19 protein-coding genes are annotated in these 17,944 nt (G+C 69.9%); 13 read left to right on the top strand and 6 right to left on the bottom strand.

Annotated features, from left to right (window positions below; all coding sequences use genetic code 11):
• The first annotated feature begins 1 nt into the window (after window position 1).
• From AB0I12_RS08380 to AB0I12_RS08360, 5 genes are all read left to right on the top strand, one after another.
• Window positions 2-784 carry an ABC transporter permease gene (locus AB0I12_RS08380; RefSeq protein WP_359926407.1) on the top strand — a complete coding sequence of 261 codons (783 nt, stop codon included), beginning with the start codon at window positions 2-4 and terminating at the stop codon, window positions 782-784.
• Entirely contained in the window at window positions 784-1,587 is an 804-nt protein-coding gene (locus AB0I12_RS08375; protein ID WP_359926405.1) for an ABC transporter permease, read from the top strand. The genes AB0I12_RS08380 and AB0I12_RS08375 overlap by 1 nt, the downstream gene beginning before the upstream one ends.
• A 39-nt stretch (window positions 1,588-1,626) precedes the next feature.
• On the top strand, window positions 1,627-2,727 hold the full coding sequence (locus AB0I12_RS08370; RefSeq protein ID WP_359926403.1) for a hypothetical protein: 1,101 nt from the start codon (window positions 1,627-1,629) through the stop codon (window positions 2,725-2,727).
• Window positions 2,728-2,783: 56 nt separating this feature from the next.
• Complete coding sequence (locus tag AB0I12_RS08365) at window positions 2,784-3,827, top strand: hypothetical protein (RefSeq protein WP_359926400.1); 1,044 nt, start codon at window positions 2,784-2,786, stop codon at window positions 3,825-3,827.
• Between the two features lie 69 nt (window positions 3,828-3,896).
• Window positions 3,897-4,643, top strand: a complete 747-nt coding sequence (locus AB0I12_RS08360; RefSeq protein ID WP_359926398.1) for a hypothetical protein — start codon at window positions 3,897-3,899, stop codon at window positions 4,641-4,643.
• On the opposite strand, the gene AB0I12_RS08355 is transcribed toward AB0I12_RS08360, so the two are convergent.
• Window positions 4,623-5,837 (bottom strand): aminoglycoside phosphotransferase family protein, encoded by a 1,215-nt coding sequence (locus AB0I12_RS08355; protein WP_359926395.1) that lies wholly within the window; start codon window positions 5,835-5,837, stop codon window positions 4,623-4,625. The genes AB0I12_RS08360 and AB0I12_RS08355 overlap by 21 nt on opposite strands.
• A 73-nt stretch (window positions 5,838-5,910) precedes the next feature.
• On the bottom strand, window positions 5,911-6,357 hold the full coding sequence (locus AB0I12_RS08350) for a MarR family transcriptional regulator (RefSeq protein WP_359926393.1): 447 nt from the start codon (window positions 6,355-6,357) through the stop codon (window positions 5,911-5,913).
• Window positions 6,358-6,445: 88 nt separating this feature from the next.
• Here AB0I12_RS08350 and AB0I12_RS08345 point away from each other — a divergent pair, with 88 nt between their 5' ends.
• Window positions 6,446-7,945: an MFS transporter gene (locus tag AB0I12_RS08345; protein WP_359926390.1), complete on the top strand. Its 1,500-nt coding sequence runs from the start codon at window positions 6,446-6,448 to the stop codon at window positions 7,943-7,945.
• 128 nt (window positions 7,946-8,073) lie between these two features.
• Window positions 8,074-9,108, top strand: coding sequence for a hypothetical protein (locus AB0I12_RS08340; RefSeq protein ID WP_359926387.1), 1,035 nt, complete (start codon window positions 8,074-8,076; stop codon window positions 9,106-9,108).
• 28 nt (window positions 9,109-9,136) lie between these two features.
• Here the strand turns inward: AB0I12_RS08340 and AB0I12_RS08335 are convergent, their stop codons facing one another.
• Window positions 9,137-10,429, bottom strand: a complete 1,293-nt coding sequence (locus AB0I12_RS08335) for an MFS transporter (RefSeq protein ID WP_359926385.1) — start codon at window positions 10,427-10,429, stop codon at window positions 9,137-9,139.
• 148 nt (window positions 10,430-10,577) lie between these two features.
• On the opposite strand from AB0I12_RS08335, the gene AB0I12_RS08330 reads away from it, so the two are divergent.
• Both AB0I12_RS08330 and AB0I12_RS08325 read left to right on the top strand, forming a co-directional pair.
• Entirely contained in the window at window positions 10,578-11,555 is a 978-nt protein-coding gene (locus AB0I12_RS08330) for an ATP-binding cassette domain-containing protein (protein WP_359926382.1), read from the top strand.
• Window positions 11,552-12,388 (top strand): ABC transporter permease, encoded by an 837-nt coding sequence (locus AB0I12_RS08325; RefSeq protein ID WP_359926379.1) that lies wholly within the window; start codon window positions 11,552-11,554, stop codon window positions 12,386-12,388. Before AB0I12_RS08330 ends, AB0I12_RS08325 begins: the two co-directional genes overlap by 4 nt.
• Before the next feature lie 66 nt (window positions 12,389-12,454).
• Here AB0I12_RS08325 and greA read toward each other — a convergent pair whose 3' ends face one another.
• A complete protein-coding gene (gene greA, locus AB0I12_RS08320) occupies window positions 12,455-12,967 on the bottom strand; it encodes a transcription elongation factor GreA (protein ID WP_359926377.1) in 513 nt (170 codons plus the stop codon).
• A 270-nt stretch (window positions 12,968-13,237) separates the two neighbouring features.
• On the opposite strand from greA, the gene AB0I12_RS08315 reads away from it, so the two are divergent.
• Window positions 13,238-14,545 (top strand): hypothetical protein, encoded by a 1,308-nt coding sequence (locus tag AB0I12_RS08315; protein WP_359926374.1) that lies wholly within the window; start codon window positions 13,238-13,240, stop codon window positions 14,543-14,545.
• On the opposite strand, the gene AB0I12_RS08310 is transcribed toward AB0I12_RS08315, so the two are convergent.
• Window positions 14,542-14,970: a DUF4307 domain-containing protein gene (locus AB0I12_RS08310; RefSeq protein WP_359926372.1), complete on the bottom strand. Its 429-nt coding sequence runs from the start codon at window positions 14,968-14,970 to the stop codon at window positions 14,542-14,544. The genes AB0I12_RS08315 and AB0I12_RS08310 overlap by 4 nt on opposite strands.
• Window positions 14,971-15,028: 58 nt before the next feature.
• Between AB0I12_RS08310 and mca the strand changes: the two genes are divergently transcribed.
• From mca to AB0I12_RS08295, 3 genes are all read left to right on the top strand, one after another.
• Window positions 15,029-15,892 carry a mycothiol conjugate amidase Mca gene (gene mca / locus AB0I12_RS08305; protein WP_355700439.1) on the top strand — a complete coding sequence of 288 codons (864 nt, stop codon included), beginning with the start codon at window positions 15,029-15,031 and terminating at the stop codon, window positions 15,890-15,892.
• A gap of 43 nt (window positions 15,893-15,935) precedes the next feature.
• On the top strand, window positions 15,936-16,226 hold the full coding sequence (locus AB0I12_RS08300) for a hypothetical protein (RefSeq protein ID WP_359926369.1): 291 nt from the start codon (window positions 15,936-15,938) through the stop codon (window positions 16,224-16,226).
• Between the two features lie 204 nt (window positions 16,227-16,430).
• Complete coding sequence (locus AB0I12_RS08295; RefSeq protein ID WP_359926366.1) at window positions 16,431-17,399, top strand: CopD family protein; 969 nt, start codon at window positions 16,431-16,433, stop codon at window positions 17,397-17,399.
• Window positions 17,400-17,406: 7 nt separating this feature from the next.
• Here the strand turns inward: AB0I12_RS08295 and AB0I12_RS08290 are convergent, their stop codons facing one another.
• Complete coding sequence (locus tag AB0I12_RS08290) at window positions 17,407-17,934, bottom strand: nitroreductase family protein (RefSeq protein WP_359926363.1); 528 nt, start codon at window positions 17,932-17,934, stop codon at window positions 17,407-17,409.
• Window positions 17,935-17,944 lie beyond the last annotated feature (10 nt).

Raw genomic sequence — 17,944 nt, 5'->3', positions numbered from 1 at the left:
CATGGCGCTCGCAGTGGAGAACGGGCGCCGGATGTTCGACTACTGGCTGACCGTCTACAAGCGGACCTGGAAGGGCACGATGATCAGCAGCTTCCTGCTGCCGATGCTCTACCTGGCCGCGATGGGGATCGGGCTCGGCTCGTTCGTGGACAGCAACGGGACCGGTGCGCTCGGCGGCGTCAGCTACCTGCAGTTCATCGCGCCGGGCCTGCTGGCCGCCACCGCGCTGCAGATCGCGGTCGGCGAGGCGACGTACCCGGTGATGAGTGGGCTGAAGTGGCAGAAGTTCTACCACTCGATGATCGCGACGCCGCTGCGGCCGGCCGACGTGGTCTACGGACAGCTGGGCTTCATCGCGTTCCGGGTGTTCACGTCGTGCGCGGTGTTCCTGGTGATCATCACGCTGTTCGGCGGGCTGAAGTCGCCGCTCGGGGTGCTCGGTCTGCCGGTCGCGCTGCTCGTCGGGATGGCGGTCGCGAGCCCGATCGCGGCGTACGCGACGATCCTCGACAACGACTCCGGGTTCGCGATGGTGTTCCGGTTCGGTGTGGTGCCGGCGTTCCTGTTCTCCGGGGCGTTCTTCCCGGTCTCGCAGCTGCCGGACTGGATCGAGTGGCTGGCCTACGTGAGCCCGCTGTGGCACGCGGTCGACCTGTGCCGCAGCCTCAGTCTCGGCACGGTCGACCCCTGGCTCGCGCTCCTCAACGTCACGTACCTGCTGGCGTGGTTCGTCGTCGGCACCTGGCTCGCCGTCCGCGGCTTCACGAAAAGGCTGGTCGGCTGATGGCGACGATCGCGGCGCGCGTGCTGCCGGTTCCGGTGCGGCTCGGCGGCGGCCGGCACATCGTCGAGCGGAACTTCCTGCTCTACCGGCGGTCCTGGGTGGTGTTCCTGTCCGGGTTCTTCGAGCCGGTGTTCTACCTGCTCTCGATCGGGGTCGGCGTCGCGCACCTGGTCGGCGACTTCACGTTGTCCGACGGCACGAAGATCGCGTACGCCGCGTTCGTCGCGCCGGCGATGCTCGCCAGCTCCGCGATGAACGGCGCGATCTTCGACTCGACGTACAACATCTTCTTCCGGATGAAGTACGCCAAGCTCTACGACTCGATGCTCGCCACGCCGCTGCGGCCGTGGGACGTGGCCACCGGCGAGGTCACCTGGGCGCTGCTGCGCGGCGCGATCTACTCCGCGATGTTCATCGTCGTGATGCTGCTGATGGGCCTGATCTCGTCGTGGTGGGCGCTGCTCGCGCTGCCCGCCGCGGTGCTGATCGGGTTCGCGTTCGCGGGTGCGGGGATGGCGCTGACGACGTTCATGCGCAGCTGGCAGGACTTCGAGTTCGTGCAGCTGGCGATCATGCCGATGTTCCTGTTCTCGGCCACGTTCTACCCGGTCGAGACCTACCCCGAGGCGATCCGCTGGCTGGTCGAGATCACCCCGCTCTACCAGGGCGTGGTCCTGGAGCGCGCGTTCAGCACCGGCAACGTCGACTGGTTCCTCCTGGTCCACGCGCTCTACCTGGCCGCCATGGGCGCCCTCGGCATGTACGTAGCCTCTCGCCGCCTCGGCAAACTCCTGCTGAAATAACGCGGAACCGATACAACAGTGGCCACCGTCGGAGCAGACATGGATATGTCCTTCCGCGATCTCGTGCGCGCTCCGAAGGTCGAGTTGCCGGGTGGGGCGCGGCGGTGGGTCGAGGAGGGGTTGGGGCTGCTCGTCGAGCACTGCGGGACGGACGGGTTGCGGCGGCCGGCCGTCGTGCCGGGGGAGTTCGTGCCGGACGGGTACGACGGGTCGCCCAAAGCCGCTCGTGAGCTGTGCTTGCAGGTGAGCGAGCGGATGGGTATCCCGTCGGCGCGGATCCGGTTCAGTTTCCAGCTGGAGCAGGTCGTCGAGGCGGGACAGTTGCTGGCGGCAACCCTCGTCGACGCGTACGTCGCGCGGTCCCTGCCGGCGTTCCGCGGTGCGGCCGCGGAGGACGTCGCCGCCGTCCGGAAGTACGCGCGGATGCCAGGCGCCGAGACCGGCGACCGGTTCGAGGAACTGCTCGTCGAGTGCGGCGTTCACGACGGCACGGACGGCGACGGCCTGCTGCCGGAGATCCAGCGGTTCGCGTTCCTCGACTTCCTCACCGAGCTGGTCCGCTGCCGGGAGATCGCGGCCGAGCCCGATCCCGTCCGCCGCGCCGAGCTCGAGCGCCGCCCCGATCGCCCGGACCCCGGAACCGCCGCCGCCGAGGCGTCCGCCGCCGGGCGCTGGACCGACCTGACCTACTGCCTGCCGGGCGTCGAGCTGCTGCCCGGCCACACCGCGGTGATGCTCGGCTCCGGCCTCCTCGCCGACCCGACCGTGCTGATCGCGGCGGCATCGCACGAGCTCGGCCACCAGGTCCTGCTGTCCTCCGACGTACCGGGTGCCGCCGGCCCGCTCCGCGAACCGCTGACCGACCTGTACGCCGTTCTGCACGGGTTCGGGATCGCGCACGCGAACGCGGCGCTCGACGAGAAGACGCTCGGCACACCGACCGTGGAAACCTTCGGCTACCTCGGTGAACACGCCGTCGCCGAAGCGCTCGCCGTGTACCGCTTCCGGCAGCACCAGCTGGTCCGCGACGGACCACTCCTCCCGCACTGGCACCAGGCTCTCGATCCGGAGCCGCGAGCCCGCTTCGTCGCCCGGCTGGAGGAGCTGATCGGCGGCCCGCCGACCGTCCTGGGCTGGTGATCCAGCCGCAACACTCCTGATGGAACGGCGCCGCGTGCGGCCGCGTCAGTTCCGGTATGAATCTGATCGGTGCGTGGCGGCGCCGGCAACGACATCGCGAGCAGCTGTACGGACCGAAGGTCCTGCTGCCCGGTGGGCCGGAGCAGTGGATCGAGAACTCGCTGGACTGGCTGATCGGCCGGTTCGGGGTCGAGCCGCTTCGCCGGCGGCCGGTTCTCCCCAGCGAGTTCGTGCCCGCCGGGTACGACGGTTCGGAGCCCGCGGCGCGCGAACTCTGCCTGAAGGTCTGCGCATGGATGGAGGTCCCCGACGACCGGATCCGGTTCAGCTTCCGGATGGAACAGGTCCGTGCGGCGGCCCGCAGCGCGGCCGTGCACCGGCTGCTGCCCGAGCAGGGCCGCGACCTGGTCGCGGTGTCGGGGCTGAAGGCAACGATGACCCCGGCCGAGGTGGCTGCGCTGGCCGCCGCCGGGTTCGCGGCCGAGATCGGCGTACTCGCGGAGCGCGAACTGCACGCCGAGGTGAGACGCTGTACGGCGATCCGCGCCGCGACCGACCCGGTCCGGCGGGCCGAACTCAGCCGGCGTGCCGAGGCGATCTGGTCGACGCCGGCCGGCAGCGGATCGCGCGCGGCCTGGCTGGATCTGCGCAGCGGCGGGCACCGGGGGACCGCGGTGATGCTGTCGGCAACCACCCTGGCCGACCCGGCCGCTGTGGTCGCGGCCACCGCTCACGAGCTCGGGCACGAGGTGCTCTGGGGTTACCACCTGATCGACCGCGGCCGGCCGGACGCCGAGGCGCTGACGGACCTGTTCGCGGTGTTCCACGGATTCGGGATCTTCCTGGCCAACCAGGCGGTCGAGCGCCTCCCCGGCCGGCGTTCGGCACTGCAGACGCTCGGCTACCTCGGCGAGCGCGGCGCCTGCGACGCGCTGGCGGCGTACGCCTTCCGGCGGCACCTGTTGTGGCCGGAGTCGCTGCTGCCGGTGATGCCCACCGAGGTCGACCGGGCGGTCCGGATCCGCACCTTCGCGCGGCTCGCGACGCTGGTGAAGGACGCCGAGATCGCGTCGATCCAGGAGGGCGCGCCGCTGCCCTGACGTCAACCAGCGGTGACGCAGCGGAACCGGGAGGTTTCGCTGCGGCGTCGTACAGGCATGATCCGGCGGGTGAGGAATCCGATCGGGATGATCCGGCGAAGTCAGCAGCTGCGATCCCACTTGAAGGCGCCGCGCGAGCGGTTGCCGGGCGGCAGCCGGCGCTGGATCCGATCGTCGATGGACTGGCTGGTGGCCGAGTTCGGGCGCGACGTACTGCTGCGGCCGATCGCGCTGCCGTCCGACCTGATCCCCGACGGGTACGACGGCAGCGTGGCCGCGGCGACCGAGCTGTGCGGCCGCATCGACGCGTGGATGGACCTGCGCCCGGGGCAATGCGGGCTGAGCTTCGAGCTGGACGGCGTACGGCGCCCTGTGAACGGCTTGGTGGTGAAGGAGCAGTCCGGGCGCTGGATCCGCACCAACGGGAAGAACCAGATTCTGCTCGTACCCGCGCTGGCGGCCGATCCGGTCGCGTTGATCGCCACCTACGCCCACGAGGCCGGCCACGAGCTGCTGCTCGGCAGCGGCCGGATCTCACTTGTCCGGCGGCCCGACCACGAGTCGCTCACCGACCTGCTCACGGTCTTCTACGGACTCGGGATCTTCACCGCGAACGCGGCCTACGAGCGCCGGCCCCGTCCGAACGGCCGCGGCAAGCAGCCGCTCGCCCGCGGGTATCTCCGCGAGTCCGCCCTGTCCGAAGCCCTCGCGCACTACGCGAAGCTCCGCGGCGAGCGCCATCCGGACTGGGACCGCTACCTCGACCCGCCGGTGCGCCGCGGGCTCCGCAACCAGCTAGTCGTTCTGCACCGCTAGCAGCTTCTCGAGCCAGACGGAGCCGCCGCGCAGCATCGACTGCTTGCTCGGGCCGCCGAGGTGGTCGACGAGGTGCAGGTAGGTGATCGTCTGGTAGAGGGTGCCGAGCTCCTCGGCCAGCGTCAGCGCGCGGCGCAGGTCGGCGGGCGTGGCGTACTCCTCCCACTCGGCCAGGTACGCGTCCCGCACGCGCGGGTCGCTCGACAGCGGCGACGACTTCTCCACGAACGTGACCAGGTCGAGGAACGGATGCGCCAGCGCCGCGTCGGTCCAGTCGAACGCGAGCACCTGACCGTCGCGTACCGCCAGGTTCCGCGGGTGCAGGTCGCCGTGCAGCAGCGTCTCCGGTACACCGATCGCCGCCAGCTCGGCGATTGCCTCACGCAACTGTTTCGCACGGTCCGGCAGCTTCGCCCGCTCGGTCGGATCGAGGCCCTCGGTCAGCGCGTTCGGCGCCAGCAGGTGGTCCAGCTCCGCGTCGAGTACGGCGAGCCGCCGGTCGGCGCAGCTGTACTCCAGCAGCCGTTCGGGCTCCGTGGCGTAACTGCGCTGCAGTCGCGCATGGTTGCGCACGGCATCGATCCACACCGCGATGTCGTTCTCGCCGGCGAGCGGCGACCCGAGGTCGGGCAGCAGCATCCAGGCGTGCTGCTCGTCGATCGCGATCGGCGCCGGGACCTCACCCGGGCGGTCGGTGGACGCGCGCTGCAGGAACTGGGGCTCGTTCGCGAACAGGAACGGCAAGACGTCCGGCTCGGTCGACGCCTGCGAGAGCGCCTTGAAGTACACGTCGCCGCCGGCGGTCGGGATGCGCAACACATTCGAGAGGCCCCACGACTTCACCTGCGCCCACGGGCCTGTCGCCTTCACACGCTCGGCGATCCACCGCGGCGCTTCGCCGAACCACTCCGGTCGTGACCAGTCGGGCAGGTCCGATGCGGTGACGGGATGGTCGTGCACCCAGCGGGCGCCGGCCGGCGGCTCGCCGGACAACAGCATCAGGTACGTGAGCGGGTCGTCGGACAGACACGTGAGGACGACGGCCTCGACGCCGTGCTCGTCCCGCAACGCCTCCAGAACCGACTCGACGTCCGGGAACCAGAAGTCGTCCGGCCGTGCGACCCGGGGGAGCCCCGACGGGAGCATCAGGACAGCTTGGTCGGACGGACGCACGACGACAGCAGTGGCTTCCACGTGCTGAAGCGTATGTACCGGGCGCAACTGCTTTTCGTTACGTGCTGCCGTGATCGCTGCGCCGACGCCGCCCTTAGCTGAGGCCTGCTGCGGGCACGGGCTCGCACGTCTTCACCAGCGGCGCGTGCAGCCGCTGGGCGAGCACTCGGCGCTGGGTCGGCTGGGCCTCGGTCTGGCGCCGCAGGCCTTCGTCGGTCAGCCGGACGTTGACGGCGCGGCGGTCCTCGGGGCACATGTGCCGCTCGACCAGGCCGGCCACCTCCAGGCGCCCGATCACGCGCGACAGCGCGCTCTGGCTGAGGTGCACGGACTTGGCGATCGTCGCCACCTTCGCGGAGTGCTCCGGCAGCTCGGCGAGCCGCTCGAGCACTTCGTACTCACTCATGCCGAGGGCGTGGCCGGCCTGCAACGCGCGGTCGAGGGCGCAGGTCAGGTCCGCGTGGCGAGCCAGCAGCTCGCGCCATTCGCGCACATCGGCGGTGGTTTCACTAGTCCCACCACTGACCTTCGTAGCGGTCATGGAGCCGACCATAGCATGCACGCGCAATCTATGCAAACGCATTTAATGCCTAGACATTAGATGCACACGCATGCAATAGTCTCTCCTCGTGACCGAAACAACGCACACCACATCACCGGCCCGCATGACCTGGGACGCGCGCCTCTGGGGCGCACTTCTGGTGGTCTGCGGCGTGATCTTCCTCGACGGCCTGGACGTGTCCATGGTCGGCATGTCCCTGCCGTCCATCGGCGCCGACCTGGGCGTCTCCCTGGCCTCTCTGCAGTGGGTCGTGACCGGCTACGTGCTCGGGTACGGCGGCCTGCTGTTGCTCGGCGGCCGGACCGCCGACCTGCTCGGCCGGCGCCGCGTCTTCCTGATCGCGCTGGCCGTCTTCGCCGTCGTCTCGATGCTGAGCTCACTGGCGAGCAACCCCGAACTGCTCATCGCGGCGCGGTTCGTGAAGGGCGTCGCCGCGGCGTTCACCGCCCCGGCCGCGCTCTCGATCATCACCACGACCTTCCACGAGGGCCCGGATCGCAACCGCGCCCTCAGCATCTTCACCACCTGCGCCGCCAGCGGCTTCTCGATGGGCCTGATCCTCGGCGGCGCGCTGACCGAGGTCGGCTGGCGCTGGACCTTCCTGATGCCCGGCCCGGTCGCCCTGATCGTGCTGCTGTTCGGCATCAAGCTGATCCCGAACAGCCCGCGCGACGACGCCGCCGGCGGGTACGACGTACCGGGGGCGGTCACCGTCACCGCGGGCATGCTGTCCCTGGTCTACGCGGTCGTCGGCGCCGAGCACGCCGGCTGGGCCTCGTTCCAGACCATCGGGCTGTTCGCGCTCGCGGCCGTGCTGCTGGCCGGCTTCGTCGCGATCGAGCAGCGCACCAAGCACCCGCTGGTCCGGCTCGGCATCCTGCGCAACGCCTCGCTGCGGCGGGCGAACCTGGCCATCCTGACCGTCTTCGGTTCGTACGTCGCCTTCCAGCTGATCGGCACCCTGTACCTGCAGAACCTGCTGGGCTGGTCGTCGTTCGAGACCGCGCTCGGCTTCCTCCCGGCCGGCCTGCTGGTCGCCACGCTGTCCCCGAACGTCGGCAAGATCGTCGACCGGGTCGGCACCGAGAAGATGATCATCGTCGCGATGGCGCTGTTCGTCGCCGGCTACGCGCTCTCGCTGCGCATCGGTCCGGAGTCCGCGTACTTCTCCGAGGTGTTCCCGACCATCATGCTGCTCGGTCTCGGGTTCGCGATCGGGTTCCCGTCGCTGAACATCCAGGCCGTGTCCGGGGTCCCGGACCACGAGCAGGGGCTGGCCTCCGGGCTGTTCAACACCTCCAACCAGGTGGGTGGCGCGGTGGTCCTCGCGATCGTGACCGCCGTGATCAGCAGCCAGACCGTCGGCGTCACCGCACCGACCGGGGTGTTGTCCGCGTACAAGTCCGGCCTCGGTGTCGTGACGGGGATCGCGGCACTCGGCCTGGTCATCGCGCTGACCGGTCTGCGCGGCCTGCGCGCCCGCCGGGCCGTCGAGGAACGGGAGGCCGCGGAACTGGCCGCCGTACAGGACGAACTGGCGTCGGAGGAGATGACCCCGGCTGCCTGACAACAACCAGCCCTCCCAGGCTGTGCGGTGATAGATGAAGTAGTGCGGATCCTTCCGGGGGTCCGCACTACTGCTTTTCGGGGCGATCCCCGATTGGTTTCGGACCGGTGGGGTGCTGGACTGGGGACATGAGCAACCAGAGCTACGACGAGAAGGTCAAGGCCATCCTCGACCGCGTCGCGAAAGGCCACCTGTCCACCGAGGAGGCCACCACCCTGATCGCCGCCATCAAACCGGCCGCCGACGCCGGTGACACCTCGACCGCTGATGGGCCGGGCGCCAAGGAGCCGGTTGCCGAGGAGGGGACCCAGGAAGTCCCGCGCCGGAACTCGACCGACTGGCCGGCCGCCGAGGACCTCGCGTCCCCGGAGGTCTGGGCGGACGCCGTCGACTCACCCGCCGCGGAACCCGTCGCCGAGCCTGCTGCTGAACCCGCCGCCGAACGTGCTCCCGAGCCTGCGGCCGAGGCGGTTGTCGAGCCGGCTGTGGAGGAGGCCGAGCCGGTCGAGGAGGAGCACAGCAACGTGCCGATCCCGTCGGGTGTGCAGCGGGTCACCGTGCGGGCGATCGGGCGGCGGGTGCGGCTGATCGGCGAGCCGGCCGTGAACGGTGTCGCCGTCGACGGGCCGCACGTGATCAAGCGCGACGGCGACACCCTCGCGATCAGCAGTGAGGGCGATATGGGCGTCTCGATCGACGGCTTCAGCATGCTGCGCAACCCGACCGACCTGAAGGCGCACGTCAACGGCCTCGCCAAGGAGCTGTCGATCCGCGTGAACCCGCAGCTCCAGGTCGAGGTCGAGGTCACCGGCGGCAGCGTGAACGCCGAGCGCCTGCCCGGTCTGAGCCGCGTCCGCGTCACCGCCGGTACGGCGAAGGTGTCCGACGTCGACGGCCCGATCGACGTTCTCGTCCAGGCCGGTTCCGCGAACCTGGACGCCCAGATCACCAAGGGCCGCTCCCGCGTCCGCGTCGAGTCCGGTACGGCGCAGGTCGCGCTCCGCCGCGGCTCCGACGTCCACGTCCACACCGAGGCCCAACTCGGCCGCGTCACCTGGACCGGCGCCGTCTCCGGCCAGTCCAAGGACGTGGAGATCGGCCGCGGCCGCGCCGCCCTGGATGTAGAGGTGCTGGTGGGCACCGCCCAGATCGCCTCGGACTGACGGCGCGCGGATCGCAAGGCCATCACAATCACGCGTCGGCCGCACCCCCACGCGGGCGCACGCCTTGGTCCGGCGATTGTGATGGCCCTGAGGTCCGCGCCACCTCGGGAGGAACGGTCCGCAAGGTGCGGAGTGGGGAGAAGTAGAGGAAGGCGTTGCCGGCCAGGGTGCCGAGGCCTGCTATCCACAGCGTGGTGTGCAGGCCGAACGCCGTACCGAGGGCGCCCCCGAGGAGACTGCCGACCGGTGCGGCGCCCCAGCTGACGAAGCTCATCGTGGCGCTGACCCGGCCCTGCAGCTCCGGCGGGCAGAGGCGCTGCTGTGTGCTGACCTGCAGGATGTAGCTGACGATGATGCAGAAGCCGGCCAGCAGCGTGGCCACCACGAACCAGCTCACCATCCAGCCGGGTGCGGTGAGTGCCTGCAGGGTGAATGCGAAGCCGATGCCCGTCGACGACAACAGCAGCGTGCGCGCATCGCCGTACCGGGTGCTGAGCTTCTCGGTGACGGCCGAGGCGACGATCGCGCCGAGCAGGCCGATCATGCTGAGGACGCCTATGGTCGCCGGCTGCAGATGGACGCCGCGCACCAGGTAGACGACCATGATCGCGCCCGCGGCGGCCTGGAAGAGCATGGTCACCATCGTGTTCAGCGCGAGCGGTCGCAGCAGCGGATGCTGGAAGACGTACCGCATGCCGTCGCCGATCTCGCGGCGCAGATTCGGCCGTTCGGGTTTCACGGGCTCGGCCTCCGGCGTCCGGATGCTTCGCAGCCAGAGCGCTGACCAGAGGAAGGTCAGTGCGTCCAGGCCGATGGTCAGCGCCGCCCCGAGCCATTGGACGAGCAGACCGCTCGCACCGGCGCCGATCACCGCCGCGATCGAGTGGTTCGCGGCCAGCTTGGCGTTGCCCGGCAGCAGGCGGTCCCGCTCGAGCAGCCGCGGCAGGTACGAGTTGTGCGCGACGTCGAACAGCACCGTCAGGATCCCGGCCGGCACCAGCACGACGTACACCTGCGTGAGCGTGAGTACGTCGAACCACCAGGCGATCGGGATCGACGCGAGCAGGAGTGCGCGGAGCAGGTCGGCGTACACCAGGACCGGTCGGCAGCGGATCCGGTCTGCCCAGGCGCCGGCGAACAGGCCGAGGACGAGCCAGGCGGCCGTCTCGCACGTCCGGAGCAGTGAGACCTGGAGCGTCGACGCGTTCAGGGTGAGGACGGCGAGCAGCGGGATCGCGCCCATGCTCAGGCGGGATCCGAGCTGACTGAGGAGGTCGGCGGCCCACAACCGGCGGAAATCGGGATGGCGGAGGATGCCCATTCCGCGACCGTAGGGCCAAACCTGAGCCGTGTCGACTCAAGTGTCAACAAAGTTGAGTCGAGCAGACTCAATATAATTTTGGAGTGAAATTGTCGGTGTTCTCCGACAGGATGGTGGCCCGCGTCACATCCAGAAGGGGGACGTGCGGATGGCTGCAATCGAGGCAACTGGCCTCGTGAAGACGTTCAAAGGCCGACAGGCCACGGTCAAGGCACTCGACGGGATCGACCTCGACGTGCCGGAAGGGACGGTGCTCGGCCTGCTCGGACCAAATGGGGCGGGCAAGACCACCGCGGTCCGGGTGCTCACCACGCTGATGAAGCCGGACGCCGGCTCCGCGCGCGTGCTCGGCCACGACGTGGTGACCGAGGCGGACACAGTCCGGTCGCTGGTGGGGCTGTCGGGGCAGTATGCCGCTGTCGACGAGCTGCTCACCGGCCGGGAGAACCTGTGGATGTTCGGCCGGCTGTACCGGCTGACCAGCCGGCAGGCGAAGGAGCGGGCCGAGGAACTGCTGGCGACGTTCGACCTGACCGACGCCGCGGACCGGATCCTGAAGACGTACTCGGGCGGCATGCGGCGCCGGCTCGACCTGGCCGGGTCGCTGATCGCGCACCCGAAGGTGCTGTTCCTCGACGAGCCGACCACGGGTCTGGACCCGCGCTCGCGCCTCGACCTGTGGCAGATCATCCGCGACCGGGTTCGCGAGGGCGTGACGATCCTGCTCACCACGCAGTACCTGGAAGAGGCAGACGAGCTGGCTGACAGCATCGCGGTCGTCGACCACGGCTCGGTGATCGCCCGCGGTACGGCGGACGAGCTCAAGGCGAAGGTCGGCGGCGAGCGGATCGAGGTCGTCGTGCACGATCCGGGCGACACCGTGCGGGCGCTGGAGCTGCTGACCCGCGCGCTCGGGATCGCGGATCCGGAGTCGACCACGCTCGAGGAGCACACCCGCCGGATCACGGTGCCGGCCCCGGGCGGCTCGAGCGCGCTGGTCGAGGTGATCCGGACGCTCGACGCGGCCGGCATCCGGATCGCCGACATCGGGCTGCGGCGCCCGACGCTGGACGACGTGTTCCTCAGCCTGACCGGGCACGAGGCCGAGCAGATGGAGACAGTGTGAGTGCGGAGCTGCCGGCCCGGGTGAACCCGATCGGCCGGGCGTTGTCGGATGCCGGGATCCTCGCCTGGCGGAGCCTGAAGCGGATCCCGCGGACGCCGGACATGCTGATCTACGCGACCATCCAGCCGATCATGTTCGTGCTGCTGTTCGCCTACGTGTTCGGCAACGCGATCCCGATCCCGGGCTTCCCCGGACCGCAGGCGTACCGGGAGTTCCTGATGGCCGGGATCTTCGCGCAGACGATGGCGTTCGCGGTCGCCTCGGCGAGTGTCGGGCTGGCCGACGACATGTCGAAGGGCCTCATCGACCGGTTCCGGTCGTTGCCGATGGCGAGGTCCGGGGTGATCGCCGGCCGGGTGGCCGGCGACCTGGTGTTCAACTCGTTCGTGATGGTGATCATGGTGCTCTGCGGCCTGCTCGTCGGCTGGCGCTGGCACAACGGGTTCGGGCAGGCACTGGCGGCGTTCGGGATCCTGCTGCTGTTCGCGTTCGCGATGCTGTGGGTGGGCGCGCTGATCGGGCTGTCCGTCGGCGGACCCGAGGTGGCGTCGTCGGCGGGGCTGATCTGGCTGTTCCCGCTGACCTTCCTGTCGAACGCGTTCGTGCCGACGCCGCAGCTGCCGAGCGCGCTGCAGCCGATCGCCGAGTGGAACCCGATCTCGTCGATCGTCGCGGCCTGCCGGCACCTGTTCGGCAACCCGTCGCCGTTCGCCAGCCTGGACAGCTTCCCGGCCCAGCACCCGGTCTGGCTGTCGCTGATCTGGTGCACGGCGATCATCGCCGTCTTCGCGCCGCTCGCGGTCCGCAAGTACCGCAGCGCGACCGGGCGCTGAACCGGCCCGCCAAGCCGAAGCGCCCGGGTGGGGGATCCCACCGGGGCGCTTCGGAAGCTTGGTGGGTCAGCCGGTGAAGGGTTCCGCGGCGACGATCTCGACGGTCACGTCCTTGCCGTTCGGCGCCTCGTAGGAGGCCTTGTCGCCCTTCTTCTTGCCGAGGATCGCCGCGCCGAGCGGAGACTGCGGCGAGTAGACGTCGATGTCCACCGACGCGTCCAGGGCGAGCAGCTCACGGGAGCCGAGCAGGAACGTCTCGACGTCGTCGTCACCGGCGAACTTGATCGACACCTTCATGCCCGGCTCGATCTTGCCGCCGGCCTTCGGGGTCTCGCCGACCCGGGCCCGGCGGAGCATGTCCTCCAGCTGCCGGATCCGCGCCTCGATCTTGCCCTGCTCGTCCTTGGCGGCGTGGTAGCCGCCGTTCTCCTTGAGGTCGCCCTCGTCCCTGGCCTCGCTGATCCGCTGCGTGATCTCGGCACGGGCAGGGCCCTTCAGGTGCTCGAGCTCGGACTTCAGCTGGTCGTAACCGTCCTGCGTCAGCCAGACAACGCTGTCCTCGTCGATCCTCTGCGTCACGGGCTGCTCCTTGTGTCGGATGGGATGGGCAGGAAAATACTCTTGGCCGCCGTCGTCGACGGCGACCAATCCAATGAGCGTAGCAAGAGACCGCAGATCACGCAGGGTCTCCAGACGGTCGCAAACGCTTGGAAAACGCTTGCTCGGCGACATTTCGCCGATCGTGGAAAGTTTCCTGGCAATCGGTTGCCGCCATGCCATCAATTGACGCCTGACCTGCGCTTTCCTACGCTCCCCAGGACAGCGGCCCGGGCGGGGAAAGTGGTTCATGTGACAACGAGTGCCGAGCGGCCGGGTCCGCACAGGCTGTGGATCGCGGGGGTGGCAGTGCTCGCGGTCCTGGCAGCCGCGGTGACCTGGTTCGTCGTGGGGCGGGGGGACAGCGGCGCCGATGTACCGGCGGCCGTGCCGACCACCACCGAACCGCCGTCCGAGGAGCAGCTGCTGGCCGGCGCCGAAGCCGTGCTGAAGGCTCGAGCGTCGGCCCTGCTGGCCAGCCGGCTGCCGCAGTACCTCCAGTACGTCGACCCGGAGAACCAGCAGCTCCGGCAACGCGACCAGCAGGTGTTCGCGAACCTGCGCAAGCTCGGCCTCTCCCGGCTGAGCTATCAGGTCGACACCAATTGGGCCCCGGAAGTGCAGGCGCAGCACGGCCCGAGCGCGCGGGCCTTGCGCGTCCTCATGCAGCTGCAGATCGCGGGCATCGACTCGGCTCCGCGGGCCACCTCGCTCGGCTACACCTTCGCCGAGCGCGACGGCCGTTGGCTGCTGGTCGACGACGACGATCTCGCGGCCGAGACGGACCTCAGCGCGTACCGCGAACCCTGGGACCTCGGCGCAATCGAGGTGGCCCGCCGCCCCGGCGTGCTCGTTGTCGTACCGGCCGGCGAACGCCCCAACGCCGAACGTCTCGCCCGGGAGGCCCAGCCGGCGATCCCGATCGTGCGCTCGATCACCCGGCGCGCCCAGGCCGGCACTCTGGTCGTCGCGATGGCCGACAGCCGCTCGATGTCCGGCGAATGGCGAACCGGCGGGCATCCGGCCGCCGCCGTCGCCGTGCCGAACTTCGCCCCGGCGAACCCGGAGGCGAGCGAGTTCAAGGTCACCGGCAGCCGCGTGGTCATCAACCCGGAGCAGCGCACCAGGGCCGACCGGTTGCTGCTCGCGCACGAGTTCACGCACGCGGCGATGGAGCCGCTGGGGGACCGGGCGCCGATCTGGCTGGTAGAAGGCTTCGCGATGTACGTCGAGAACAAGCTCGCGGCGCGGGACGAGTATCAGGACGAGATCGACGACCAGCGCCGCCAGTTGCTGCGCGACAAGATTCCGGCGCTGGTGGTGCTCCCGATCGACGGCGTGTTCCACGGCGACTACGACGAGGACAGCTACGGCGTCGCCTGGATCATCGTCGAGTACCTGGTGAGCAAGTACGGGCAGGCCAAGGTGAACGCGCTGTACGCCGACCTGGCGCACGGACCCGATGCACCCGCGGTCCGGGAGCAGGTGCTGCGCAAGCACCTGAAAGTCGGCGAGACGGCGCTCGTCGCGGCGCTCAAGAAGTACGACGGGCCCGGCTAGCGCGGGCGGTGCTGGTCCGCGGTGGTGCAGCCGACGAGGACGACCGATGTCGCCGAGCGTTGGGTTGTCAGCGTCACCGGGAGGACCTGGTGACGGGGTGCGTCCGCGGGGACCGTGAGCGTCACCTCACCGACGATGGAGAAGTCCGCCGCTTTCGCCTGCAGCCGGCAGTTCGCCGCGACCGACTTGCTGCGGTCGACCTTCACCGTGGCCTTCACGCTGGTCGGCGAGTCGATCTCGAAGCCTTGGAGCTGCGACGTCACCGGCGGATTCGACTGCACCCACGCCACCCAGATCAACCAGGCCAGTCCGGACAGTGCGATCACGCCCACGACACCGATCAGCAGCGGCCGGCGGGACCGTCCGGACCGGCCGTAGCGGGCGTTCAGGTCGGAGGGCGGACTGGCGGCAGATGACTCGGTCACGGGGTGTCCAGGGGGTCGGTCGTGGGTTTTCGCGGGTGTTGGAGGACCATTGTGTCTTGTGAGTGGAGATCTTCGGTTGTTGCATGTGCACGCCCACCCGGACGACGAGTCGAGCAAGGGAGCCGCGTCGACCGCACGGTACGTCGCCGAAGGCGTGGAAGTGATGGTCGCCACGTGTACCGGCGGGGAGCGCGGATCGATCCTGAATCCGAAGATGGACCGCCCCGAGGTGCTGGCGAACATCACCGAGATCCGCCGCAAGGAGATGGACGCGGCGCGCGAGATCCTCGGCATCCGGCAGGAGTGGCTGGGCTGGGTGGACTCCGGCTTCCCGGAGGGCGATCCGCTGCCACCGCTGCCCGAGGGCTGTTTCGCGGCGCAGAAGGTCGAGGACGCCGCCGCGCCGCTGGTGAAGCTGATCCGCGAGTTCCGCCCGCAGGTCGTCACGACGTACGACGAGAACGGCGGCTACCCGCACCCGGACCACGTCATGTGCCACCAGATCACCGTCGCCGCGTTCGAGGCCGCGGGGGACAAGGACGCCTACCCGGAGCTGGGCGAGCCGTGGCAGCCGCTCAAGCTGTACTACCACCACACGTTCCACTACGAGCGGATGAAGGCGCTGCACGACGGCATGGTCGCGCGCGGCCTCGAGTCGCCGTACGCCGAACGGCTGAAGGACTGGAAGCCGGACCCGGAGAACGAGCGCCGGATCACCACCCGGGTGGAGTGCGCGAAGTACTTCGAGGTGCGCGACCGGGCACTGCTCGCGCACGCCACCCAGATCGACCCGGACGGCGCCTGGTTCGCCGTACCGCTGGACGTGCACCAGGCGGCCTGGCCGACCGAGGACTACGAGCTCGCGCGGAGTGTGGTCGAGTCCGAGCTGCCCGAGGACGATCTGTTCGCGGGGCTGCACTGACGGGCGGCGCGGACAATGAGACAATGGTGGCGTGGTAACAGCGATGATCTCCCTTCAGACGGCCGAGATCGACCCCAACGTGGTGAAGCCGGGGTGGGTCGCGCTGCTGATCGTGCTGGCGCTCGGTGCCGCCACGGTGCTGCTGTGGCGCAACATGGGCAAGCAGCTGAAGCGGATCGACTTCGATCGCGATGGTGCGGACGACCCAGCACCGTCCGGCGACCCAGCGAGTCCGGACCGCTCAGCGTCCCCGGCTACCGATGCAGCGCCGACGACTTCGGCCCCGAACCCGACGACTTCGGCCCCGACGCCGAGTGAGCCCAAGGAACACTGAGAGCACTGACTCCGTGTCAGTGCGGTAACTGATTCCTGGGAGCTCGGAAACACCCTGGTCACGAGATGGTGTCGGACTGGGCGGCCCACCTTCGGCTGACCCTATAGTGAGCCGCGTGCTGAATGGTGCCCAGGACCGGTCCCCCCGGTGACCGCGACCCGCGCCGCCCGGCATCGCATGCCCGGACGTCTGGTCGTGGGTGGGGTGGGTGCTGTTCTCGTCGCCTCGGCGGCGTTGGTGGCCGCGTTGTTCGCGGCCGACAGCGAGCCTCGTGATGTCGGCGGGATCGGCGGTCCGGATGTCTTCGTCGCTTGGCTGCTGCCGCTGTTGCGGATGATCTCCACGCTGGCCACGGTCGGCTGCGCCGGTGCGCTGCTGGCCGCGGTCGTCCTGCTGCGGGTCGAGGGCGGGCCGCTCGGCGTACAGGGCCGGCGTGCGGTCCGGGACGCGAGCAACGCGGCGATCATCTGGGCGGTGTGCGCGTTCGCGGGTGCGATCGTGACCGCGTCGCTGCTGCTGAACACGCCGGTGCTGCTGCTCCGGCTCCGCCTCGACGACGCGCTCGGCGTCCCCGAGGTGAAGGCGCTGCTGATCACCGGCATCCTGGTCCTCGCGCTGGCGATCGGGATCCGCCGGGTGCAGACGTCCTCGGCCGCGGGACTCGGCGTGCTGGTCGCGATCGGCGCACTGATACCGACCGCGGTCACGGCGTACCCGAGGAACGAGTCGTACGTCGTCCTGGCCGGCGCCGCCCTGGTGATCCACGTGATCGCGGCGACGACCTGGATCGGCGGACTCGCCGGCCTGGTCCGGTACGGGCGGGCGAGCCGGACCGGACTGCCGCTCGTGATGGAACGGTACGGCCAGGCGGCGTTCATCTCGGCGATCGCCGTCCTGGTCAGCGGCCTGATCAGTGCCGCCGGCCGCTTGGCGGCGAAGGGCGGTGGCTGGGGCTCGCTCGTCGACGCCCTCACCGAGGATGCGTACGGCGCGCTGCTGATCGCCAAGGTGGCGGCGTTCGTGCTCCTGGTCGTCCTCGCGGCGATCCACCGGGCTCGCTCCGACGTCGACCTGCTGGACTCCGGCGGCCCGTTCTGGCGCGTGGTCGGCGTCGAGCTCCTGGTGATGGCGCTCACCCTCGGCCTGTCGGTCGCCTTGTCGCAGACCGCCTAGTCCCTGTCTAGTCCCAGGGAGCCGTGCGCAGGTCAGCGGTACTGCGACGCTCCCGATCGGCCGGGCGGTCCTCCGCGGGCCGGCCGACCGCGATCATCGAGAGGATGTGCCAGCCGGGGCCGGGGTCGAGATCCGCGGTGAGGGACTCGAGGTCGAACGCGCGGAACTGGCGGCAGGCGAGATCCATCGCGTGGGCCTGCAGGGTGAGGTGCGCGACCGACTGCCCGAGGTCGTAGTCCGCGAAGTCGGAGTACGCCCAGTCGGTGTCCTCGACGTACCGGTGGGCCATCGTCACGATCAGCAGCGACGCGCTCGGCGCCCAGCGGGCCGAGCTGCGGGCGAGATGCCGTACGACGCGCTTGTGCTCGGGCTCGCCGCGGCGCGCCACGAAGTACGCCCAGGGCTGCGAGTTGCCCGCGGACGGCGCCCAGCGGGCCGCGTCGAGGAGCAGTTCGACGTCGTCCTCGGAGACGGTCCAGGCGGGATCGAACATCAGCGGGCTGAAGCGGCTGGCGAGCAAAGGGTGGACGGGCACGCTCCCATTC

It is taken from the genome of Kribbella sp. NPDC050459 (assembly GCF_040655315.1).
Lineage (GTDB): Bacteria > Actinomycetota > Actinomycetes > Propionibacteriales > Kribbellaceae > Kribbella.
Note: the sequence above shows the minus strand (reverse complement) of the source record. Positions and strands in the feature narration are given on the sequence as shown.